The sequence below is a fragment of the Silicimonas algicola genome (genome assembly GCF_003148765.1).
GTDB lineage: Bacteria > Pseudomonadota > Alphaproteobacteria > Rhodobacterales > Rhodobacteraceae > Silicimonas > Silicimonas algicola.
The window spans coordinates 187,172-203,887 of sequence record NZ_QGGV01000003.1; the positions used below are offsets into that span (position 1 = coordinate 187,172).

Below are 16,716 nucleotides of genomic sequence, written 5' to 3' on the forward strand. Positions count from 1 at the left end.
GCCTTCGGTGTCTCAAGCGCCGCGCATCCTCTTGACGATCATGCCGACGATCAGCTGCACGACGAGGCCCGCGATGCCGCCGCCGACGAGGTTGCCGGCCATCGCGGCAAGGTCCACGCCGCCTGCCGCCTCGGCGCCCGCGCCAAGCAGGTTGCCGAGCAGAAGCTGGCCTCCCGCCACGCCGCCGACCGCGCCCGCCAGCATGTTGCCGACGCTGCCCATGTCGGCGCTCTTGACGGCCTTGCCGCCACCCGCGCCACCAAGCGCACCACCCACGAGTTGAGCAATGATCTGTTCCATTCCGTCCCTCCTGATACGGTCGACATCGTTCCGGTTCGACCGGTTCTTTTCATGCGACCCGCGCGGATCCTCCGCGATCTTCCCGATTTTGGCAAAGATTTGTTGACGATTGCGGCATAATCGGGGCGGGCTGTGGCCGTCCCGCTTTTCCGGTTGAAGCGCGCACGGCTTGTCAATAAACGGCGCCCATGCAGGGAAGCGCCAATCTCAACGTCATGATCAAGGCCGCACGTCTTGCGGGCCGAAGCCTCGCCAAGGACTTCCGCGAGGTCGAGAACCTCCAGGTGTCGTCCAAGGGGGCGGGCGATTTCGTCAGCCGCGCCGACATCGCGGCCGAAAAGATCGTGCGCGACGAGCTGACGGCGGCGCGGCCGAACTACGGCTGGCTGGGCGAGGAATCGGGCGGCGAGGACGGCAAGGATCCGACGCGCCGCTGGATCGTCGATCCACTCGACGGTACCACGAACTTCCTTCACGGCCTGCCGCACTGGGCGGTGTCGATCGGGCTCGAGCACAAGGGCGAGATCGTCGCCGGCGTGATCTTCGACCCCTCGAAAGACGAGATGTTCGTGGCCGAAAAGGGTGGCGGAGCCTGGTTGAACGAGGCGCGGCTGCGCGTCAGCGACCGCCGCAAGATGGGCGAGGCTGTCTTCGCGACGGGCATCCCCTTCTCGGGTCGGGGTGAACTTCCCGCGACGCTGCAGGACCTTGCGCGCCTGATGCCCGCCGTCGCGGGCGTTCGCCGGTTCGGCGCGGCCGCCCTCGACCTCGCCTACGTCGCGGCGGGCCGCTACGAGGGCTTTTGGGAGCGCGGGCTGCACGCCTGGGACATCGCGGCGGGGCTTCTGATCGCGCGCGAGGCCGGTGCCCTTGTCGAAGGAATGCGCCGGGGCGAGGACCCGCTCGAAACGGGAGAGCTGATCTGCGCCAACGGGGTCATCTTCGACACCTTCGCGAAGGTCATCCGCAACGACTGACGGCCACGGAATCGCCGCATTCGCGTGGCAGGAAGATGGCATGTCGGGACACACGATCTTTCTCTATCTCTTCGCGGGGTTCGTCGGCCTCGCCGGGGCGATGATGCTGGTCATTCCCGACCGGCCCGCGCAGTCGCTGGAACAGGGCCTCGGGCCCGAGGTCATGACCGAACCGCTCTAGCGTTCGTCGCGGAAGCGTCCCAGCAATCGACCGATCACGAAGCTTGTCCGGGGGGCATAGACATAGCGCGTCCTGCGCTCGGCGTCCCTGACGCGCATCCGCAGAAGGCCGAAGCCGATCAGGATGATGTGCGCGGCGCCTACGAAGATGAACATCGCGGCGGGCCCATAAGCCTCGATCAGCGTCGAGACGAGCCAGGGCGAGGCGATGGCACCGACGGCATAAAGAAACATCAGCGACGCCGACAGGTCGACCCGTTCGTCCTGCGTAGCGAAGTCGTGGGCGTGTGCGGCGGCGACCGAATAGATCGGGAAGGTCGAGAAGCCGAAGAAGGCGGCCGTCACGAAGGCCGCGCCGGGAAGGAAGATCATTCCCGCCGAGGCGACGATGGTCAGGATCGAGAGGAAGACGAGAACCCACCTGCGGTCATAGCGGTCGGCAAACCAGCCCGCCGGATACTGTGCCACCGCGCCGCCGAGGACATAGGCCGCGAGGAAGAGAGCGATGGTGTCGACGGACAGTCCGACCTCGATCCCGTAGACGGGTCCGACCATGCGGAAGGCCGCGCCGGTCACGCCGGACGAGATGACGCCGGCCGCCGCCAGGGGGGAATGCCGGAAGGCGAGGCCCGGCCGCAGGCGGGGCGGAACCGGGATCGCGGGCTGCTCGACCCGCGTGAGGACGAGAGGGACGAGCGCGGCGCAGCAGACGATCGCGAGGATGTTGTAAGAGACGTAGCTCGCCGGATCGAGAACCGAGATCATCAGCTGCGCCGCCAGTGAGCCAACGATGTCGACGACGCGATAGATGCCCATCGCGCGGCCGCGCGTCTCGTTCGTGACCTTGGCCTGAAGCCAGCTTTCGACGATGGTATAGCAGCCGGCGACGCAGAGGCCGGACAGGCCGCGCATCACCATCCAGGCATAGGCGTCGACGACCAGCATGTGGCTGAGGATGCCGATGGTGCCGACGGCAGTGAAAGCCGCGAAGGCGCGCGAATGGCCGACCGATCCCATCAGGCGCGGCGCCCACCAGCAGCCGACGAAGAAGCCCAGGAAATGCGCCGATCCCAGAAGGCCGACCTGCGCTGTGGTGAAGCCCAGGTCGATGCCTGAAATGGCGTCGAGCGGCGCGACCCCGCCCGCGCCGAGCTGCAACAGCACGACGGAGGTGAAGAGGGCCGCGAATGAAATCAGGAGGCGCATGTGACCCGTCCGGGATGCCTAACGCCTTGACCCATTACAAGGGGCGACAGCCGTCCGAAAGCGACATGGCGCCGCCGTTTTCGCGGGACCGCGTCTGCGGCGTCTTTCAGGTCGGCGGCGCGAGGTGGAGGACGGAGGCGGACTGCATGGTCGTCACCCGCCGCGCCTCGGCCCGGAAGTCGGGCAGGGCGCCCCACAGGCGGTCGATGTCGCGCTCGATCCCGCCGAGCCCGGTCGTCAGCGCCTCGGTCCCCTGGGCCACATGCGACCTCAGGCCCCGAACCCGCCGCAGCGTGGCGGACAGGATCGACCGCATCTCGGCGGTACAGGTGCTGGCGTATTCCTGGATGGCGCGTTCCAAGGCGGCGCGGGTCGCGCGTTCTTCGTCGATGGCGGCCACGATCATGCAGCGTTCCAAGGCCGTCGCGATGGATTTCTGCAGCGTCTCGACGGTCATCATCGCCTTCGTCAGGTAGTCCGAGCAGCCGCGCCGCATCGCTTCGACCGCGACGGCGATCTGACCATCGCCCGCCAGCATCGCGGCCGCCGCCGCGCGCTGGTTGGGATGCGAGGCGACAAGGTCGATGGCGTCGAGCCCCGTTTCGCCGCCGAGATGGTAGTCGACGAAGATCAGGTCGAAGGCGGTTTCGGCAAGGGCGCGCCGCACTTCGTCCAGCGTCGATGCCTCCCTGCTTTCGAACCTGAGGCCCGCGCGCTGGCAAAGCCGCAGCACGCGCTGGCGATCGAATTCGTTGTCGTCGATGACGAGTATCCGCATTTCGCGGGTCTCTGTCGCCCCTGGGGCGATCTTCAGCGCCTGGTCCGCCATGCTGGTCCTGTCCCTGTGCTGCAACTGTGGTTCGCTGAACCTAACCCGACAGACTTAGGCGAGGGTTAATGGCAAAACCCTGTATGCCCGACCTCGCGTCCCCCCTCCCGCGGGTTCACCTGTGCTTAACGCGCTCCGGCCTAGGCAAGACGGCGGGGCGCAGAGACGAGGGACACCGATGAACGCGAACCTTTCCTTCGACCCGACAATTCCCGTCGTCCAGTCCGACAGCGAGACCGATGAACTGGTCTATCGCCTGTCCCACGACCTGCGCGCCTCGGTGCGGGCGCTTCAGGAACTGCCCGGCTGGATCGCCGAAGATCTGGACAAGGCCGCGCTGCGCGTGCCGGCCGCCACGGAACGGCACCTGAAACTGATCTCGTCGCACGCCTGTCGGCTCGACCTCATGCTGACGGGCCTTCTGGAGCATTCGCGCGTGGGACGGATGCAGCCCATCGCGGCCGTCCAGCCAGCGCGTGTGCTGGCCGAGGTCATCGACGATCTCGGTCTCGACGATGACGTGTCGGTCGCCGTGGGCATGGATCGCGGCAACATCCAGATGGGCCTCACCGACCTTCAGCGCATGTTCTCGATCCTGATCCTGAACGCCGTCCGTCACCACCCGACGCACGCGCCTCGGATCGGCATCACCGGCGGCCCGCAGTCGAGTCGCGTCTGGGTGCTGGAGGTCGCAGACAACGGGCCCGGCATCCCCGAGGCGAAGCGCGAACACGTGATGCGCCCGATGACGAAGCTCGTCTCGCGCGACATCGACCCCGGCGCGGGCATGGGCCTCGCAATCCTGCGCAAGATCGCCTTCACCTACGGCGGCGGCGTCGAGATCGAGACGCCGAAGTCGGGCGCGGGCACGCTGGTGCGCGTAACGCTGGCCGTCAACTGAGGGTCAGGCGATCCACTCGCTGACCGGGGCGTGCGCGTCCTGAAGCGGTTGGCTGATGATGTCGACGAGGCTTGGCCCCGGATGCGCCAGCGCGTCGCGCAAGGCGTGCTCCAGCTTGTCGGGATCCTCGACGGTAAACCCCTTCACGCCAAAGGCCTCGGCCACGCGGGCATGGTCGGTGCGGCCGAAATCGACCGAGTAGTAGCGCTCCTCGAACTTGGTCTTCTGACCGGCCTTGATCCAGCCGTAGACCGCGTTCGAAAAGACGATGTAGGTGATCGGCAGGTTCAGCCGCACCACGGTTTCCAGCTCGCCGCAGGTGAAGCCGAAACTTCCATCTCCCATCAGCCCCACGACCTTCTTGCCCGGCGCGCCGACAGCGGCGCCGACCGACGCCGACAGGGCATAGCCGAGCGCGCCGTGCGCCCGGTTCGAGAACAGCCGCCGCCCCGTCGCGTTCAGCTCGTAATAGGCCGAGATATAGGGGCAGGGCGTTCCGGGGTCGCCCACGACGATGGCGTCGTCGTCGAGGAGCCTTCGCAGGGTCGCGATGGTGCGCTCGGGCAGGATCGGGGCGGCGTCGCTCTCGGCCAGCTTGCGGAACGCGGCCCATTTCTTCGCCTTGGGCTTCTCGATGGCCTTCGCCCCGCCGAAGCTGGGCAGCCGGTCCCGGCAGGACAGGGCGTCGTTCATCGCCGCGAGAGCCAGGCGCGCGTCGGACACCACGCCCACCTCGGTGCGGTAGGAGGCTCCGATCACCTCGGGGTCGCTGTCGACGTGGACGATGCGCGTGCCCTTCTTCGGGTGCCGCCACAATTCGGTCGTCACCGACCCCGCGCGGCATCCGATGAAGGCGACGAGGTCCGCCTTGTCGACGACGCTCCGCGTCTCGGCCACGCCGCCGTTCGAGCCGACGACGCCCAGGCAATTCGGATGCGTCTCGGCGATGGAGCCCTGGCCCGAGATCGTCGTCGCCACCGCGATGTCGAGCGTTTCGACGAAGGTGCGGAACTCCTCCTCGGCGCGGGACAAGACGATGCCGCCGCCGCAGATCACCAGCGGGAACTGGGCCGAGAGGATCGCGTCGAGCGCGGCCTCGACCGCTGTCGGATCGGGTGCGGAGGGATAGGCGGGGAAGGCCGCGTGCGCGGGATCGGCCCAGATCTCGTCGGGGTTCGCCTCGCCCCTTTGGACGTCGATCGGGAGACCCAGGTGCGCCGAACCCGGCCGACCCGTCATCATCGCGCGGAAGGCCGTTCGCACAGCGTCCGGCACCTGGTCGGCGTGCTGGATAGTGCGCGCGTGCTTCGTCAGGGGCCGCATCAGCCCCTCCTGGTCGAGCTCGGTCAGGGGATAGTGCCCGCGCGAACGGGTGCCGACGTCCGAGGTGATGGCGAGGATCGGGATCGAGCTTTCGTTCGCCTCGACGAGCCCCGGAAGGATATAGGTCGCACCGCCGCCCGACGGCCCCTCGCAGACGCCCGGACGCCCTGTCACGCGGGCATATCCGTCGGCCATGTAGGCGGCCGAGCGTTCGTCGCGCGTCAAGATGTGCGTCATCCCGTGGTCGAGGCGGTAGAGCGCGTCGTAGAACGGCAGGGTGGTGTCGCCGCAAAGACCGAAAATGTGCTTCACGCCATGCGCCTGAAGCATCCGCACCATCGCCTCGGCGCCCGTCATCCTGTTCGTCCGGTCCATGCGTCTCCCCGTCTGCCCGCGCGATTCCCTTCTGTCCATGCAAGGCCCGATCCCCGGCAATGGCAAGCCGCCGCCCTTTCCTTCGCAGCACGGCGGCGCATATCCTCCGGGGCGAGTCGCGGCGGGCAACGCCGCACCGAACCGGGAGGACCCATATGACCATTCGCCTTGGCCTCATGGCCGCCGCCGTCGCGCTGACAACGCTTCCCGCCGTGGCGCAGGAGCTGAAGTTCGCCAACTTCACGCCGCCGTTCCACACCATCAACGCAAGCGTCATGGAGAAGCTGAACGCCGATCTCTCCGCCGCCACGAACGGGGCGGTGACGGTCAAGGGCTATCACGGCGGAGAGTTGGGCGCAGGCCCGGCCGAGCAGTACGTCCGCGCCGTGCAGGGCGTGGCCGATATGGTTTGGGGTCTGCCGGGGTATACCTCGTCGCAGTTCGGCAAGACCATGATCGCCGAGCTTCCGGGCGTGATCCCCGAGGGCAAGACCGGCTATGACGCGCTGTATGACGCGTTCGACACCTTCCAGGACGAGTTTCCGGGCACCGTGCCGCTGGCGCTCTGGACGTCCGAACCCAACATCATGATCATGAAGGACAAGGAGATCCGCACGCCCGCCGATCTTCAGGGCCTGAAGATCCGCGTCGCCGGCGTCACCGCCGCCGAAGTCGCCGAGGCGCTTGGCGCGACCCCCGTGCAGATGCCCATCAACCAGGTCTACAACGCGCTTCAGACCGGATTGATCGACGGCGTCTTCACCGGCGCCTCGACGCTGTCGGACTTCAAGCTCGACGAGGTCGCGTCCAGCTACACGCTCGGCGCGCCGCTCGGCCAGATCGTGTTCTACGCGGTGATGGGGCAGGGCACCTATGACGCGCTGTCCGACGAGGCGAAGACCGCGCTCGACGGCGTCATCGGCCGCAGCCTGTCCGAAAGCGCCGAGACCGCCTGGAACGCCACTGCGGATGCGGCGCTTCAGGCCGCGCGCGACTCGGGCGACAACACCGTGATCGAGCTGACGGAGGAAGAGGCGCAGCCCTTCGCCGACGCTGTCGCGGACGTGACGCAGGCCTATGTCGACAGCGTGGGCGGTGCGGACGCACTCGCCGCGATGCAGAAGTGACCCTGACGGGACGGCGGACCCCGCCGTCCCTCCGACTTGAAGGACGAAGCCAAATGCCCGACACGCACCGGATCGAAGACGCCCTGAAGACCGACCTCTGGATCGGGGGCAAATGGCGCGACGGCGCGGACGGCGACCGCTTCGACGTCCTCAATCCCTTCGACGAGAGCGTGATCGCGAGCGTGGCTTCGGCCGGGGTGGCGGATGCGAAGGCGGCCCTGGACGCCGCCGAAGCGGCCTTTCCCGACTGGGCCGCTCGCCCGCCGCGTGAGAGGGGTGAGGTGTTGCGCAAGGCCTGGGAGCTGATGACCGCGCGGCTCGACGATTTCGCGCGGCTCATCACGCTGGAGAACGGAAAGGCCAAGGCCGACGCCAAGGGCGAGGCGACCTATGCCGCCGAGTTCTTCCGCTGGTTCTCCGAGGAAGCCGTGCGGAACGAGGGCATGATAACGCGCGGGCCTTCGTCCAACGCGCGCATCGTCGTCCACCACAAGCCCGCGGGCATCGCCGTCCTCGTGACGCCCTGGAACTTCCCCGCCGCCATGGGCACGCGCAAGATCGGGCCCGCGCTCGCCGCTGGCTGTCCGGTCATCGTCAAGCCCGCCTCCGCGACACCTCTGACCATGCTGGCCCTTGCCGACCTCCTGGAGGAAGCGGGCGTCCCCCCCGGCATCGTCAACGTCCTGCCTTCGAAGAAGACGGGCGAGATCGTCGAGGCGCTGCTTCAGGACCGCCGCGTGCGCGTCATCTCCTTCACCGGCTCGACCGAGACGGGGGTGAAGCTGCTCAAGACCGCCGCGCCGAACGTGCTGAAGCCCGCGATGGAGCTTGGCGGCAACGCGCCCTTCATCGTCTTCGACGACGCCGACGTGGATGCAGCCGTGGCTGGCTGCATGATCGCCAAGATGCGCAACGGGGGCGAGGCCTGCACGGCGGCGAACCGCATCTTCGTCCACGAGGCGGTCGAGGCCGAGTTCATCGAGAAGTTCACCGCGAAGATGCGCGCGCTCAAGGTCGGCAACGGTCTCGAGGACGGCGTCGACCTCGGCCCCCTCGTCGACCGAGACACGCAGGAAAAGGTCGCCTGCTTCGTCGAGGACGCCTTGGAAAAGGGCGCGAAACTCCACCTCGGCGGCGAGCGGAGTGAGGGGAAGGGCTTCTTCTATCCCGCCACCGTCCTGTCGAACATCCCGCCGAACGCCGACTGCGTGACGGACGAAATCTTCGGCCCCGTCGCCGCGATCCAGAGCTTCACCGACACCGACGACGTGGTGAGGCGTGCGAACGACACCGAATACGGCCTCGTGGCCTACGTCTTTACCAGGGACCTCAAGAAGGGGATGCAGGTCTCCGAGAGGCTGGAGTACGGGATGGTGGGCCTCAACCGCGGCCTCGTCAGCGACCCGGCTGCCCCCTTTGGCGGCACCAAGCATTCGGGCCTTGGCCGCGAGGGTGGGCACGAGGGGATGCTGGAGTACATGGAGACGCAGTTCATCTCGACGGACTGGTAAGGGCTCAGGTCAGCGCCGCCGCCGCCAGCCAGCCTGCGGCCTCGCCCGCCTTCTGCGCCGCCCCCATGACGTCGCCGGTCTGCCCGCCGATCTGACGGAGGGCGACGACTCCGACGATGGCCGCCGCCGCCCAGGCCGCGAGGAGCGGCAGGAGTGCTCCGGCAAGAAGAGCCACGACCAGCGCGATGCCGAGCGACGCCCAAAGACGCCATCCCCCTGACAGCGCCGCGCTGTGGCCGAGGCCATCGTGGCGCGCTGGCGGCAGCCAGACGAGAAGCGCCGGCAATGCCGCCCGCGTCCCCGCGCCAAGCGCCAGGAAAAGGCCAATCCGTCCGGCCTCGGCAATGCCGCTGGCGATCAGGCCGAGGCAGAGGACCAGTGCCACCGCTCCATAGCTCCCGATCCGGCTGTCGCGCATGATGTCGAGCTTCCGCGCCCGGTCGCGTCCGCCGCCAAAGCCGTCGGCGACGTCGGCGAGACCGTCTTCGTGCAGCGCGCCGGTCAGCAGGGTTGCGGTCGCGAGCGCCAGAAGGGCCGAGGCGAGGGGCGGCAGGGCGGAGGTGGCGAGGAAGACGGCGCCCGATATGCCTCCGACCAGAAGCCCGGCAACCGGAAAGGCCCAGCTCGCTTCCGCCAGCGTCGGCACCTGTCGTGGCAGGCCTCCTGCGGGCAGGCGGGTCAGGAACATGACCGCCGCCTGCACTTCGGCGAGCCTTTGGCGCGCGTCGCTCACCCGCCCGACACTCCGGCATCGGCGAAGGTCGCCATCCCGTCGTGACAGGCCAGAGCCGCGCGCAGGACGCCGAGGGCCAGCGCGGCCCCTGTGCCTTCGCCAAGCCGCATGGCGAAATCGAGCACGGGCTCCTTGCCGAGCGCCTCGAGAAGCCGGCGGTGCCCCGCCTCGGCGCTTCGATGACCGACGAGGCAATGCGAAAGGAACGCGGGGTCGGCGGCGTGGAGAGGCGCTGCCGAGGCCGTGCAGATGAAGCCGTCCAGGATCACCGGCACCCGCGCGATCCGCGCCGCCAGCACCGCGCCCGCGATGGCCGCCTGCTCGCGCCCGCCGAGGGCCGCGAGAATACCGAGCGGTGGCAGGTGGCCGTGCAGCGCAAGGCCCTCCGCCACGACGCGCGCCTTCAAGGCGCGGCCTTCCGCGTCCGACCCGGTGCCCGCGCCGACCCAGTCCGAGGCCTCCCCGCCGAAGAGCGCCGCGCAGAGGGCGGCCGCGACGGTCGAATTCCCGATCCCCATCTCGCCCAGGATCAGCACGTCCGCCCCGAGGTCCACCGCCTCCCAACCCGCGCGCATCGCCTGAAGGCACTCGGCCTCATCCATCGCCGGACCCGCCGTGAAATCCCGCGTCGGCCGATCGAGGTCGAGCGCCACGACCGACAACTCTGCCCCCGCCACGCGGCAAAGCTGGTTGATCGCCGCACCGCCCGCGTTGAAGTTCGCGACCATCTGCGCCGTCACTTCCTGCGGAAAGGGGTTCACGCCGCGCGCGCACACGCCGTGGTTGCCCGCGAAGACCAGCGCCTGCGCCTGTTCGATCCGCGGACGCTCCACGCCCTGCCAGCCCGCCATGAAGACCGCCAGATCCTCGAGCGTCCCAAGCGATCCCGGCGGCTTCGTCAGGCTGTCCTGCCGCGCGCGCGCCGCACGGGCCGCGTGCTCGTCGGGGCCGGGCAGGGCGGAGGCGAGGGCGGCGACGTCGTTGAGTGACGTGAAATCAAAGTCTTGCATGGGTTTACTTCACCTTCAGGGGGCAGCCGGACACGGCCAGATACACGTCGTCCGACGCCCGGGCAATCATCTGGTTCAGCTCGCCCGCCGCATCCCGGAACGCCCGGCCGAGGGCGTTGTCCGGCACGATCCCCGAGCCGACCTCGTTCGTCACGAGGATCACCGGCGCCCTCTGCGCGGCCAGCGCGCGAGCCAGCGCCTCGCCCTCCGCCACGGGATCCTGGCCCGCCTCCATCAGGTTTGACAGCCACAGCGTCAGGCAGTCGACCAGGCGCGCCCCGTCGCCGTCCGTGGCCTGCAAGACGCCCACGAGATCGAGCGGTTCCTCCACGGTCCGCCACTCGTCCCCCCGCCGCGCGCGGTGCCGCAGGATGCGCTCCGACATCTCGCCGTCGCGCGCTTCGGCCGTGGCGATATAGACCGGACGTCCTGGCAGCTTGAGCGCCAGACCCTCGGCGATGGCGCTTTTTCCCGACCGCGCGCCGCCGGTGACGAGTATCGACTTTCCCATGCCGCCATGACATTGCAGATTGCTCGGACGATGGAAAGGCGGGGGGTGCTGCGCATGTTTTCGGCCGGAGATCTCATCCTGATCCGGCACGCCGAGGCCGGGACCGGGGACCGTCTCGCCGGGCGGAGTGAGACCGATCTGACCGAGGCCGCGCGCGCCAGCCTGGCGGCGCTTTCGGGCCGGGTGCCCGAGGTCGCCGCCCTGCGCATCAGTCCCGCCCGCCGCTGCCGCGACACGGCGGAACTTCTCTGGCCCGGACGCGTGGTCCAGGCCGACGAGCGGCTGCGCGAACAGGACTTCGGCGACTGGGACGGCCGTTCCTGGGCCGACATCCCCGATCTCGGTCCCCTCGACCGCGACGCGCTCGCCGACCACGCGCCGCCCTCGGGCGAAAGCTTCCGCGCGATGTCGGACCGCGCCGCCCCCGCTCTCCGCGACGCCGCCCGCGAGGCTGCGAACGCCCCCGTCGCGGTCGTCGCCCACGCGGGAACGGTGCGTGCGGCCCTCGGGATCGCGCTCGGCGACGCGGCGCAGGGTCTCGCCTTCGAGGTTGATCCCCTGTCCGTCACGCGGTTCCGCGCGCTGGCCGACGGCGGTCTCGCGATCCGCTCCGTCAACGGGAGGTTCGCATGACCCGCATCACCGGCCACTTCGGCGAATGGCTGCAGGGCCGTCTGGGGCCGGACGGTCCCGTGGCGCTCGTCACGCTCGCCTGCGATGTGCTTGGCGTGACGGCGGAGGCCGCAACGTCCGACCGCTTCTCGATCGACGACGGCGGACTTCTGGGCGAGTCGCGGGCGCGCGCCTTCCTGCACGAACTGGGCGGGCTGCCGCTGTTGCGGGTGACGCTCACCGCCGACATGCCCGCGGGCGGAGGGGCCGGGGCCTCGACCGCCGGCCTCCTTGCACTCGCCGCTGTTGCGGGACGCACACCGGGGGAAGAGGCGCTGGCCACCGCCTGCCGGCGGGCGGAAGGCGCGGTGGACCCGCTGATGATCGATGCGCCCGACACCTTCCTTTGGGCCTCGCGCGAGGCGCGCGCGCTGCGCCGGTTCGAGCCGCTGCCGGCCTTCGACGTGATCGGAGGCTTCTGGGGCGCGCCGATTCGCACCGATGCGGACGACACGCTTTTCCCCGACATCGCCGACCTCGTACCGATGTGGGAGCGCGCCGCCCGCGATGCCGACCGTGGCGCACTGGCCGGGATCGCCTCCGAAGCCGCCCGCCACACGACGGCGCTGAGGGGACCGGAGGGCGACCCGACCGAGGAGCTTGCGCGCGAGATCGGCGCGCTCGGCTTCGTGCGCGCGCATACCGGCTCGGCGAGAGGCCTCGTCTTCGCGCCGGGGCGGGCGGATGCCTCGGCGGCCGACCGTCTGTCCGAGGCCGGCTACGAGGGCATTGTCGGATTTCGCACCGGCGGTCGTCCGTGACAGCGGCCGGGGCGATGCTGGTGGCGCTTGCGATCGACGCGGGCGTCGGCTGGCCGGATCGCCTCTACCGCGCCATCGGCCACCCGGTCGGCTGGTTCGGACGGCTGGTGTCCCTGGCCGAGGCAGCCCTCAACCGTTCGCATCACACGCCATCTTTCCGACGCGCGGCCGGGGCCGCCTCCGCGATCGCGCTAATTCTTCTCGCGGCGCTTCTCGCCTGGCTCGTTCAGTCCCTCCTCCCGAATGGCGCGGCGGGCGTCCTCCTCGCCGGTCTCCTCGCATGGCCCCTTGTCGCGGCACGGTCGCTTCACGACCACGTCGAGCGCGTGGCGACGCCTCTCGTCACCGGCGACACCGCCGCCGCCCGCGCCGCCGTCGCCATGATCGTGGGCCGCAACCCCGAAGCGCTGGACGAAGCGGGCGTCGCGCGCGCGGCGCTCGAGAGCCTTGCCGAGAATGCCTCGGATGGTGTCGTAGCACCGCTGTTCTGGGGCGCTCTTCTGGGACTGCCGGGCATCGCCGCCTACAAGGCCGCCAACACCCTCGATTCGATGATCGGGCACCGGAACGAGCGCTACCGTGACTTCGGCTGGGGTGCGGCGCGGATCGACGACGTCCTGAACCTGATCCCGGCGCGGCTGACGGGGGCGCTGATCGCGGTCGCCTCCCGCGCGCGCGGCCCCGCCTTCCGCACCATGCGCCGCGACGCGGGCCTCCACCGCTCGCCGAACGCGGGCTGGCCCGAGGCGTCGATGGCGGGCGCGCTCGGCGTGCGGCTGTCGGGCCCGCGCATGTATGACGGTGTCCCTTCGAACGACCCCTGGCTCAACCCCGTCGCAGGCGATCCCCGGCCCGAGGACCTGTTCCTCGGCCTGCGCATCTTCCGGCGGACGGTGCTCTTTACGGCTGCGCTTCTCCTTCTCGCGGCGCTTTTCTGATGCGCGATCACGGCGGCAACCTCGATGCGGCAATGGCGAGGTGGGGCGGCGGGCCGGACGACTGGGTCGACCTGTCGACCGGCATCAACCCGACGCCGTACCCTCTGCCCGACATCCCTGCGCGCGCCTGGGGCGCCTTGCCGACGCGGGCCGACTTCGACGCCCTTTCGGACGCGGCGCAGGCGGCCTATGGCGCGGCGGGAGCGGTCCTGCCGGTCGCGGGGGCACAGGCGGCGATCCAGCTTCTGCCCCGCGTCCTGCCACGGGGCCGGGCGAGGGTGCTGGGGCCGACCTACAACGAGCACGCGGCCAGCTTTGCGGGCGCAGGGTGGGAGACGGAGACCGTCGCGTCGGTCGAGGCGCTGGAAGGTGCCGACGTCGCCGTCGTCGTGAACCCGAACAACCCCGACGGACGAAGGTTGTCTCGTGAGGCTCTGTCGGCGCTCGCAAGCAAGGTCGGTCTCCTCGTCGTCGACGAGAGCTTCGCCGATCCTGAACCGGAGCTTTCGATGGCGGACGAGGGAACGCCCAACATCCTGATCCTGCGCTCCTTCGGCAAGTTTTACGGCCTCGCGGGTCTGAGGCTGGGCTTCGTCCTTGGCTCCCCGGACCGCATCGCCGCTCTGGCCGAAGCGTCTGGCCCCTGGCCGGTCTCCGGTCCCGCCATCGCCATCGGTCAGGCGGCGCTCGCGGATTCAACTTGGCGGGACGAGACGGTCGTCAGGCTGGCGCGGGACGCCGACCGTCTCGACAGCCTCGCGACCGGCATGGGCTGGACGGTCGAAGGCGGTACCACGCTTTTCCGCCTCTACCGCACGACCGACGCCCGCGCGGCGCAGGAGCGTCTGGCACAGGCGCGCGTCTGGAGCCGCATCTTCCCCTATTCCACGAGCTGGATCCGTCTCGGCCTGCCGGATGGCGCGGATTGGACGCAGATCGAGGCGGCCTTACGCGCCTGACCTACTCCGCCGCCGCGAAAAGCGCATCGAGGTCGAGGTGCGCCTCCATGTGCGCCGCGAGCGCATCGAGCGTCCGCTCCACCGTCTCGCCATAGGCGAAGTCCGACGACCGTGCCCCCTCGGCCGCCAGCCACGCCTGCCGGAAGGCATCGTCGCGGAACATGCCGTGCAGGTAGCTTCCCGCGATCCGCCCGTCCGCCGAGACGGCGCCCTCGGGCCGCCCGTCCACATGCGCGAAGGGCCGCGCCCGGTCCGGACCCTCGGTCGCACCGATGTGGATCTCGTAGCCCCGGAACGCCACGCCTGTCCCTGCATGAACGGCGTCCGTCTCGGTCAGCCGCTTGTCGGGCGTCATCACCGTCTCGACGTCGAGAAGCCCGAGGCCCTCCGTCTCGCCCGCCGGTCCCTCGATGCCCTGCGGGTCGCGCACCACGCGGCCCATCATCTGGAAGCCGCCGCAAATGCCAAGGATACGCCCGCCGCGCCGGACATGCGCCGCAAGGTCCACGTCCCAGCCCTGCGCCCGCAGATAGGCCAGATCGCCCCGCGTCGACTTCGAGCCCGGCAGGATCACGAGATCCGCGTCTCCCGGGAGAGCCGCGCCCGCGCGAAGCATCGTCAGGCGCACGCCGGGCTCGGCCGCGAGAGGGTCGAGGTCATCGAAGTTGGCGATCCGGCTGAAAGCTAGGCAGACGATGTGGAACTTGCCCGACCCTCCGGACCGCAGATCCAGCGCATCCTCCGCCGGCAAGCGCGCCGCCTCCGCAAACCACGGCAGCACGCCGAACCCGCGCCAGCCGGTGTGTGCCTCGATCAGCCGGTAGCCGTCGTCGAAAAGCGACGGATCGCCGCGAAACTTGTTGATGAGAAAGCCTCTCACCCGCGCGGCGTCCTCGGCGTCCAGCACGGCCTGCGTGCCGACGATCTGCGCGATGACGCCGCCCCGGTCGATGTCGCCTGCCAGCACCACCGGCACCCCCGCCGCGACGGCGAAGCCCATGTTGGCGATGTCGCCCGCACGCAGGTTCACCTCCGCCGGAGAGCCGGCACCTTCGACCAGCACCAGACCATGCGCCGACCGAAGCCGCCCGAAGCTCTCCAGCACGGGCGCCATCAGCGCGGGCTTCATCCCGGCATAGTCCCGCGCCTTCACCGTCGCCACGCGGCGTCCCTGCACGACGACCTGCGCGCCCACCTCGGTCTCGGGCTTCAACAGCACCGGGTTCATGTCGGTGTGGGGCGCGAGGCCACAAGCCAGCGCCTGAAGCGCCTGCGCCCGCCCGATCTCGCCCCCGTCCGAGGTGACGGCGGCGTTGTTCGACATGTTCTGCGGCTTGAAGGGCGCCACCGACAGTCCGCGAAGCCGCGCGGCCCGGCACAGTCCCGCCACCAGCACCGACTTGCCCACGTTCGAGCCGGTACCCTGGATCATCAGCGCCCGGCTCATCCCCGGCGAAGGACCGAGGGGCGCGTCGCCCCCTCGGGCTCCCCCGAGAGTATTTCGGCCAAGAAGAAGGATCGTGGCATCAGAACTCGATCCCCGCCTGCGCCTTGATCCCGTCCCGGAACGGGTGCTTCACCTGCTCCATCTCGGTCACGAGGTCGGCGGCCTCGATCAACTCGGGCCTGGCGTTCCGCCCGGTCAGCACGACATGGGTCATCGGCGGCTTCTCGGTCAGCAGGAAATCCACCACCTCGTCGATCTCCAGGTAATCGTAGCGCAGCGCGATGTTGATCTCGTCGAGAAGGACGAAGCGCATGGCGGGGTCGCGGATCATCTCCTTCGCGCGCTCCCAGCCGGCCGTCGCCGCCGCGATGTCGCGGTCGCGGTCCTGCGTCTCCCAGGTGAAGCCCTCGCCGGAGGTCACCCAGGTGACGCCGCTCATGCCCTCGAAGAAGTCGCGCTCGCCCGTGCCCCAGGCGCCCTTGATGAACTGCACGACGCCCGCCGGCATCTTGTGCGCCACGGCGCGCGTCAGCATCCCGAAGGCCGAGGACGACTTGCCCTTGCCCTTGCCGGTCAGCACGACGATCAGGCCCTTTTCGCCGGTCTTGCTCTCCATCATCCGGTCGCGGGCGGCCTTGATCTTCTTCATCTTCTCGGCGTGGCGGGCGGCGTCGTCGGTCATCGGATCTGGCCTTCGGCTTCTTGACAAGGGACACGTTCCGGCAGAGGGTCGCCGCCGTGCTGGTGCCTGTCTAGTGCAGGTGAAAAGGGAATGCGACAGGGGGCGACGTCCCCTCAAGCGCAGCCGCCCCCGCGACCGTGACCGGAGAGGCGATCCGATTGGCCACTGGACCAGATGTCCGGGAAGGCCGGATCGCCGCGAGGAAGACCTCACATCCGCAAGCCGGGAGACCTGCCAGCGCGAGAAACGTAACCGGACGGGGGGTTCCGGTGGC

General features: G+C 69.5%; 18 protein-coding genes and 1 riboswitch. Of the genes, 9 read left to right on the forward strand and 9 right to left on the reverse strand.

Annotated features, from left to right (window positions below; translation table 11 throughout):
* Positions 1-12: 12 nt before the first annotated feature.
* Positions 13-300 carry a hypothetical protein gene (locus C8D95_RS08305; RefSeq protein ID WP_109758707.1) on the reverse strand — a complete coding sequence of 96 codons (288 nt, stop codon included), beginning with the start codon at positions 298-300 and terminating at the stop codon, positions 13-15.
* 188 nt (positions 301-488) lie between these two features.
* Between C8D95_RS08305 and C8D95_RS08310 the strand changes: the two genes are divergently transcribed.
* Positions 489-1,277 (forward strand): inositol monophosphatase family protein, encoded by a 789-nt coding sequence (locus C8D95_RS08310; protein ID WP_109758708.1) that lies wholly within the window; start codon positions 489-491, stop codon positions 1,275-1,277.
* Between the two features lie 40 nt (positions 1,278-1,317).
* Positions 1,318-1,458 carry a hypothetical protein gene (locus tag C8D95_RS21995; protein WP_164721634.1) on the forward strand — a complete coding sequence of 47 codons (141 nt, stop codon included), beginning with the start codon at positions 1,318-1,320 and terminating at the stop codon, positions 1,456-1,458.
* On the opposite strand, the gene C8D95_RS08315 is transcribed toward C8D95_RS21995, so the two are convergent.
* Both C8D95_RS08315 and C8D95_RS08320 read right to left on the reverse strand, forming a co-directional pair.
* Positions 1,455-2,663, reverse strand: a complete 1,209-nt coding sequence (locus C8D95_RS08315; RefSeq protein WP_109758709.1) for an MFS transporter — start codon at positions 2,661-2,663, stop codon at positions 1,455-1,457. The genes C8D95_RS21995 and C8D95_RS08315 overlap by 4 nt on opposite strands.
* A gap of 106 nt (positions 2,664-2,769) precedes the next feature.
* Positions 2,770-3,492: a response regulator gene (locus C8D95_RS08320; protein ID WP_109758710.1), complete on the reverse strand. Its 723-nt coding sequence runs from the start codon at positions 3,490-3,492 to the stop codon at positions 2,770-2,772.
* Between the two features lie 178 nt (positions 3,493-3,670).
* Between C8D95_RS08320 and C8D95_RS08325 the strand changes: the two genes are divergently transcribed.
* On the forward strand, positions 3,671-4,393 hold the full coding sequence (locus tag C8D95_RS08325) for a sensor histidine kinase (protein ID WP_109758711.1): 723 nt from the start codon (positions 3,671-3,673) through the stop codon (positions 4,391-4,393).
* Between the two features lie 3 nt (positions 4,394-4,396).
* Here C8D95_RS08325 and C8D95_RS08330 read toward each other — a convergent pair whose 3' ends face one another.
* Complete coding sequence (locus C8D95_RS08330) at positions 4,397-6,091, reverse strand: thiamine pyrophosphate-binding protein (RefSeq protein WP_109758712.1); 1,695 nt, start codon at positions 6,089-6,091, stop codon at positions 4,397-4,399.
* Between the two features lie 155 nt (positions 6,092-6,246).
* Here C8D95_RS08330 and C8D95_RS08335 point away from each other — a divergent pair, with 155 nt between their 5' ends.
* Together C8D95_RS08335 and C8D95_RS08340 are read left to right on the forward strand one after the other, a co-directional pair.
* Positions 6,247-7,218 (forward strand): TRAP transporter substrate-binding protein, encoded by a 972-nt coding sequence (locus C8D95_RS08335; protein WP_109758713.1) that lies wholly within the window; start codon positions 6,247-6,249, stop codon positions 7,216-7,218.
* Between the two features lie 53 nt (positions 7,219-7,271).
* On the forward strand, positions 7,272-8,729 hold the full coding sequence (locus C8D95_RS08340) for an NAD-dependent succinate-semialdehyde dehydrogenase (protein ID WP_109758714.1): 1,458 nt from the start codon (positions 7,272-7,274) through the stop codon (positions 8,727-8,729).
* A 4-nt stretch (positions 8,730-8,733) separates the two neighbouring features.
* On the opposite strand, the gene cobS is transcribed toward C8D95_RS08340, so the two are convergent.
* Genes cobS through cobU form a run of 3 tightly spaced genes read right to left on the reverse strand, consistent with a single transcriptional unit; the run spans position 8,734 to position 10,983 of the window.
* A complete protein-coding gene (gene cobS, locus C8D95_RS08345; protein WP_109758715.1) occupies positions 8,734-9,462 on the reverse strand; it encodes an adenosylcobinamide-GDP ribazoletransferase in 729 nt (242 codons plus the stop codon).
* Positions 9,459-10,472, reverse strand: coding sequence for a nicotinate-nucleotide--dimethylbenzimidazole phosphoribosyltransferase (gene cobT / locus C8D95_RS08350; protein WP_109758716.1), 1,014 nt, complete (start codon positions 10,470-10,472; stop codon positions 9,459-9,461). The genes cobS and cobT overlap by 4 nt, the downstream gene beginning before the upstream one ends.
* A 4-nt stretch (positions 10,473-10,476) precedes the next feature.
* Positions 10,477-10,983 (reverse strand): bifunctional adenosylcobinamide kinase/adenosylcobinamide-phosphate guanylyltransferase, encoded by a 507-nt coding sequence (cobU, locus tag C8D95_RS08355; RefSeq protein ID WP_109758717.1) that lies wholly within the window; start codon positions 10,981-10,983, stop codon positions 10,477-10,479.
* 6 nt (positions 10,984-10,989) lie between these two features.
* On the opposite strand from cobU, the gene C8D95_RS08360 reads away from it, so the two are divergent.
* Genes C8D95_RS08360 through cobD form a run of 4 tightly spaced genes read left to right on the forward strand, consistent with a single transcriptional unit; the run spans position 10,990 to position 14,313 of the window.
* Positions 10,990-11,616 (forward strand): histidine phosphatase family protein, encoded by a 627-nt coding sequence (locus tag C8D95_RS08360; RefSeq protein WP_241239858.1) that lies wholly within the window; start codon positions 10,990-10,992, stop codon positions 11,614-11,616.
* On the forward strand, positions 11,613-12,416 hold the full coding sequence (locus C8D95_RS08365) for a propanediol utilization protein (protein WP_109758719.1): 804 nt from the start codon (positions 11,613-11,615) through the stop codon (positions 12,414-12,416). The genes C8D95_RS08360 and C8D95_RS08365 overlap by 4 nt, the downstream gene beginning before the upstream one ends.
* Positions 12,417-12,430: 14 nt before the next feature.
* Positions 12,431-13,354: an adenosylcobinamide-phosphate synthase CbiB gene (gene cbiB, locus C8D95_RS08370; RefSeq protein ID WP_109758720.1), complete on the forward strand. Its 924-nt coding sequence runs from the start codon at positions 12,431-12,433 to the stop codon at positions 13,352-13,354.
* A complete protein-coding gene (gene cobD, locus C8D95_RS08375; protein WP_109758721.1) occupies positions 13,354-14,313 on the forward strand; it encodes a threonine-phosphate decarboxylase CobD in 960 nt (319 codons plus the stop codon). The genes cbiB and cobD overlap by 1 nt, the downstream gene beginning before the upstream one ends.
* Before the next feature lies 1 nt (position 14,314).
* Here the strand turns inward: cobD and C8D95_RS08380 are convergent, their stop codons facing one another.
* Positions 14,315-15,760 carry a cobyric acid synthase gene (locus C8D95_RS08380; RefSeq protein WP_109758722.1) on the reverse strand — a complete coding sequence of 482 codons (1,446 nt, stop codon included), beginning with the start codon at positions 15,758-15,760 and terminating at the stop codon, positions 14,315-14,317.
* Positions 15,761-15,839: 79 nt separating this feature from the next.
* Positions 15,840-16,442, reverse strand: coding sequence for a cob(I)yrinic acid a,c-diamide adenosyltransferase (cobO, locus tag C8D95_RS08385; RefSeq protein ID WP_109758723.1), 603 nt, complete (start codon positions 16,440-16,442; stop codon positions 15,840-15,842).
* Positions 16,443-16,485: 43 nt separating this feature from the next.
* Positions 16,486-16,695: riboswitch (cobalamin riboswitch) on the forward strand.
* Positions 16,696-16,716: the final 21 nt, after the last annotated feature.

Excerpts from the sequence above, each read along its gene's own strand:
- C8D95_RS08305 (WP_109758707.1), bottom strand. The coding sequence starts at position 300 with ATGGAACAGATCATTGCTCAACTCGTGGGTGGTGCGCTTGGTGGCGCG.
- C8D95_RS08310 (WP_109758708.1), top strand. The coding sequence starts at position 489 with ATGCAGGGAAGCGCCAATCTCAACGTCATGATCAAGGCCGCACGTCTT.
- C8D95_RS21995 (WP_164721634.1), top strand. The coding sequence starts at position 1,318 with ATGTCGGGACACACGATCTTTCTCTATCTCTTCGCGGGGTTCGTCGGC.
- C8D95_RS08315 (WP_109758709.1), bottom strand. The coding sequence starts at position 2,663 with ATGCGCCTCCTGATTTCATTCGCGGCCCTCTTCACCTCCGTCGTGCTG.
- C8D95_RS08320 (WP_109758710.1), bottom strand. The coding sequence starts at position 3,492 with ATGGCGGACCAGGCGCTGAAGATCGCCCCAGGGGCGACAGAGACCCGC.
- C8D95_RS08325 (WP_109758711.1), top strand. The coding sequence starts at position 3,671 with ATGAACGCGAACCTTTCCTTCGACCCGACAATTCCCGTCGTCCAGTCC.
- C8D95_RS08330 (WP_109758712.1), bottom strand. The coding sequence starts at position 6,091 with ATGGACCGGACGAACAGGATGACGGGCGCCGAGGCGATGGTGCGGATG.
- C8D95_RS08335 (WP_109758713.1), top strand. The coding sequence starts at position 6,247 with ATGACCATTCGCCTTGGCCTCATGGCCGCCGCCGTCGCGCTGACAACG.
- C8D95_RS08340 (WP_109758714.1), top strand. The coding sequence starts at position 7,272 with ATGCCCGACACGCACCGGATCGAAGACGCCCTGAAGACCGACCTCTGG.
- cobT (WP_109758716.1), bottom strand. The coding sequence starts at position 10,472 with ATGCAAGACTTTGATTTCACGTCACTCAACGACGTCGCCGCCCTCGCC.
- cobU (WP_109758717.1), bottom strand. The coding sequence starts at position 10,983 with ATGGGAAAGTCGATACTCGTCACCGGCGGCGCGCGGTCGGGAAAAAGC.
- C8D95_RS08360 (WP_241239858.1), top strand. The coding sequence starts at position 10,990 with ATGACATTGCAGATTGCTCGGACGATGGAAAGGCGGGGGGTGCTGCGC.
- C8D95_RS08365 (WP_109758719.1), top strand. The coding sequence starts at position 11,613 with ATGACCCGCATCACCGGCCACTTCGGCGAATGGCTGCAGGGCCGTCTG.
- cbiB (WP_109758720.1), top strand. The coding sequence starts at position 12,431 with ATGCTGGTGGCGCTTGCGATCGACGCGGGCGTCGGCTGGCCGGATCGC.
- cobD (WP_109758721.1), top strand. The coding sequence starts at position 13,354 with ATGCGCGATCACGGCGGCAACCTCGATGCGGCAATGGCGAGGTGGGGC.
- C8D95_RS08380 (WP_109758722.1), bottom strand. The coding sequence starts at position 15,760 with ATGAGCCGGGCGCTGATGATCCAGGGTACCGGCTCGAACGTGGGCAAG.
- cobO (WP_109758723.1), bottom strand. The coding sequence starts at position 16,442 with ATGACCGACGACGCCGCCCGCCACGCCGAGAAGATGAAGAAGATCAAG.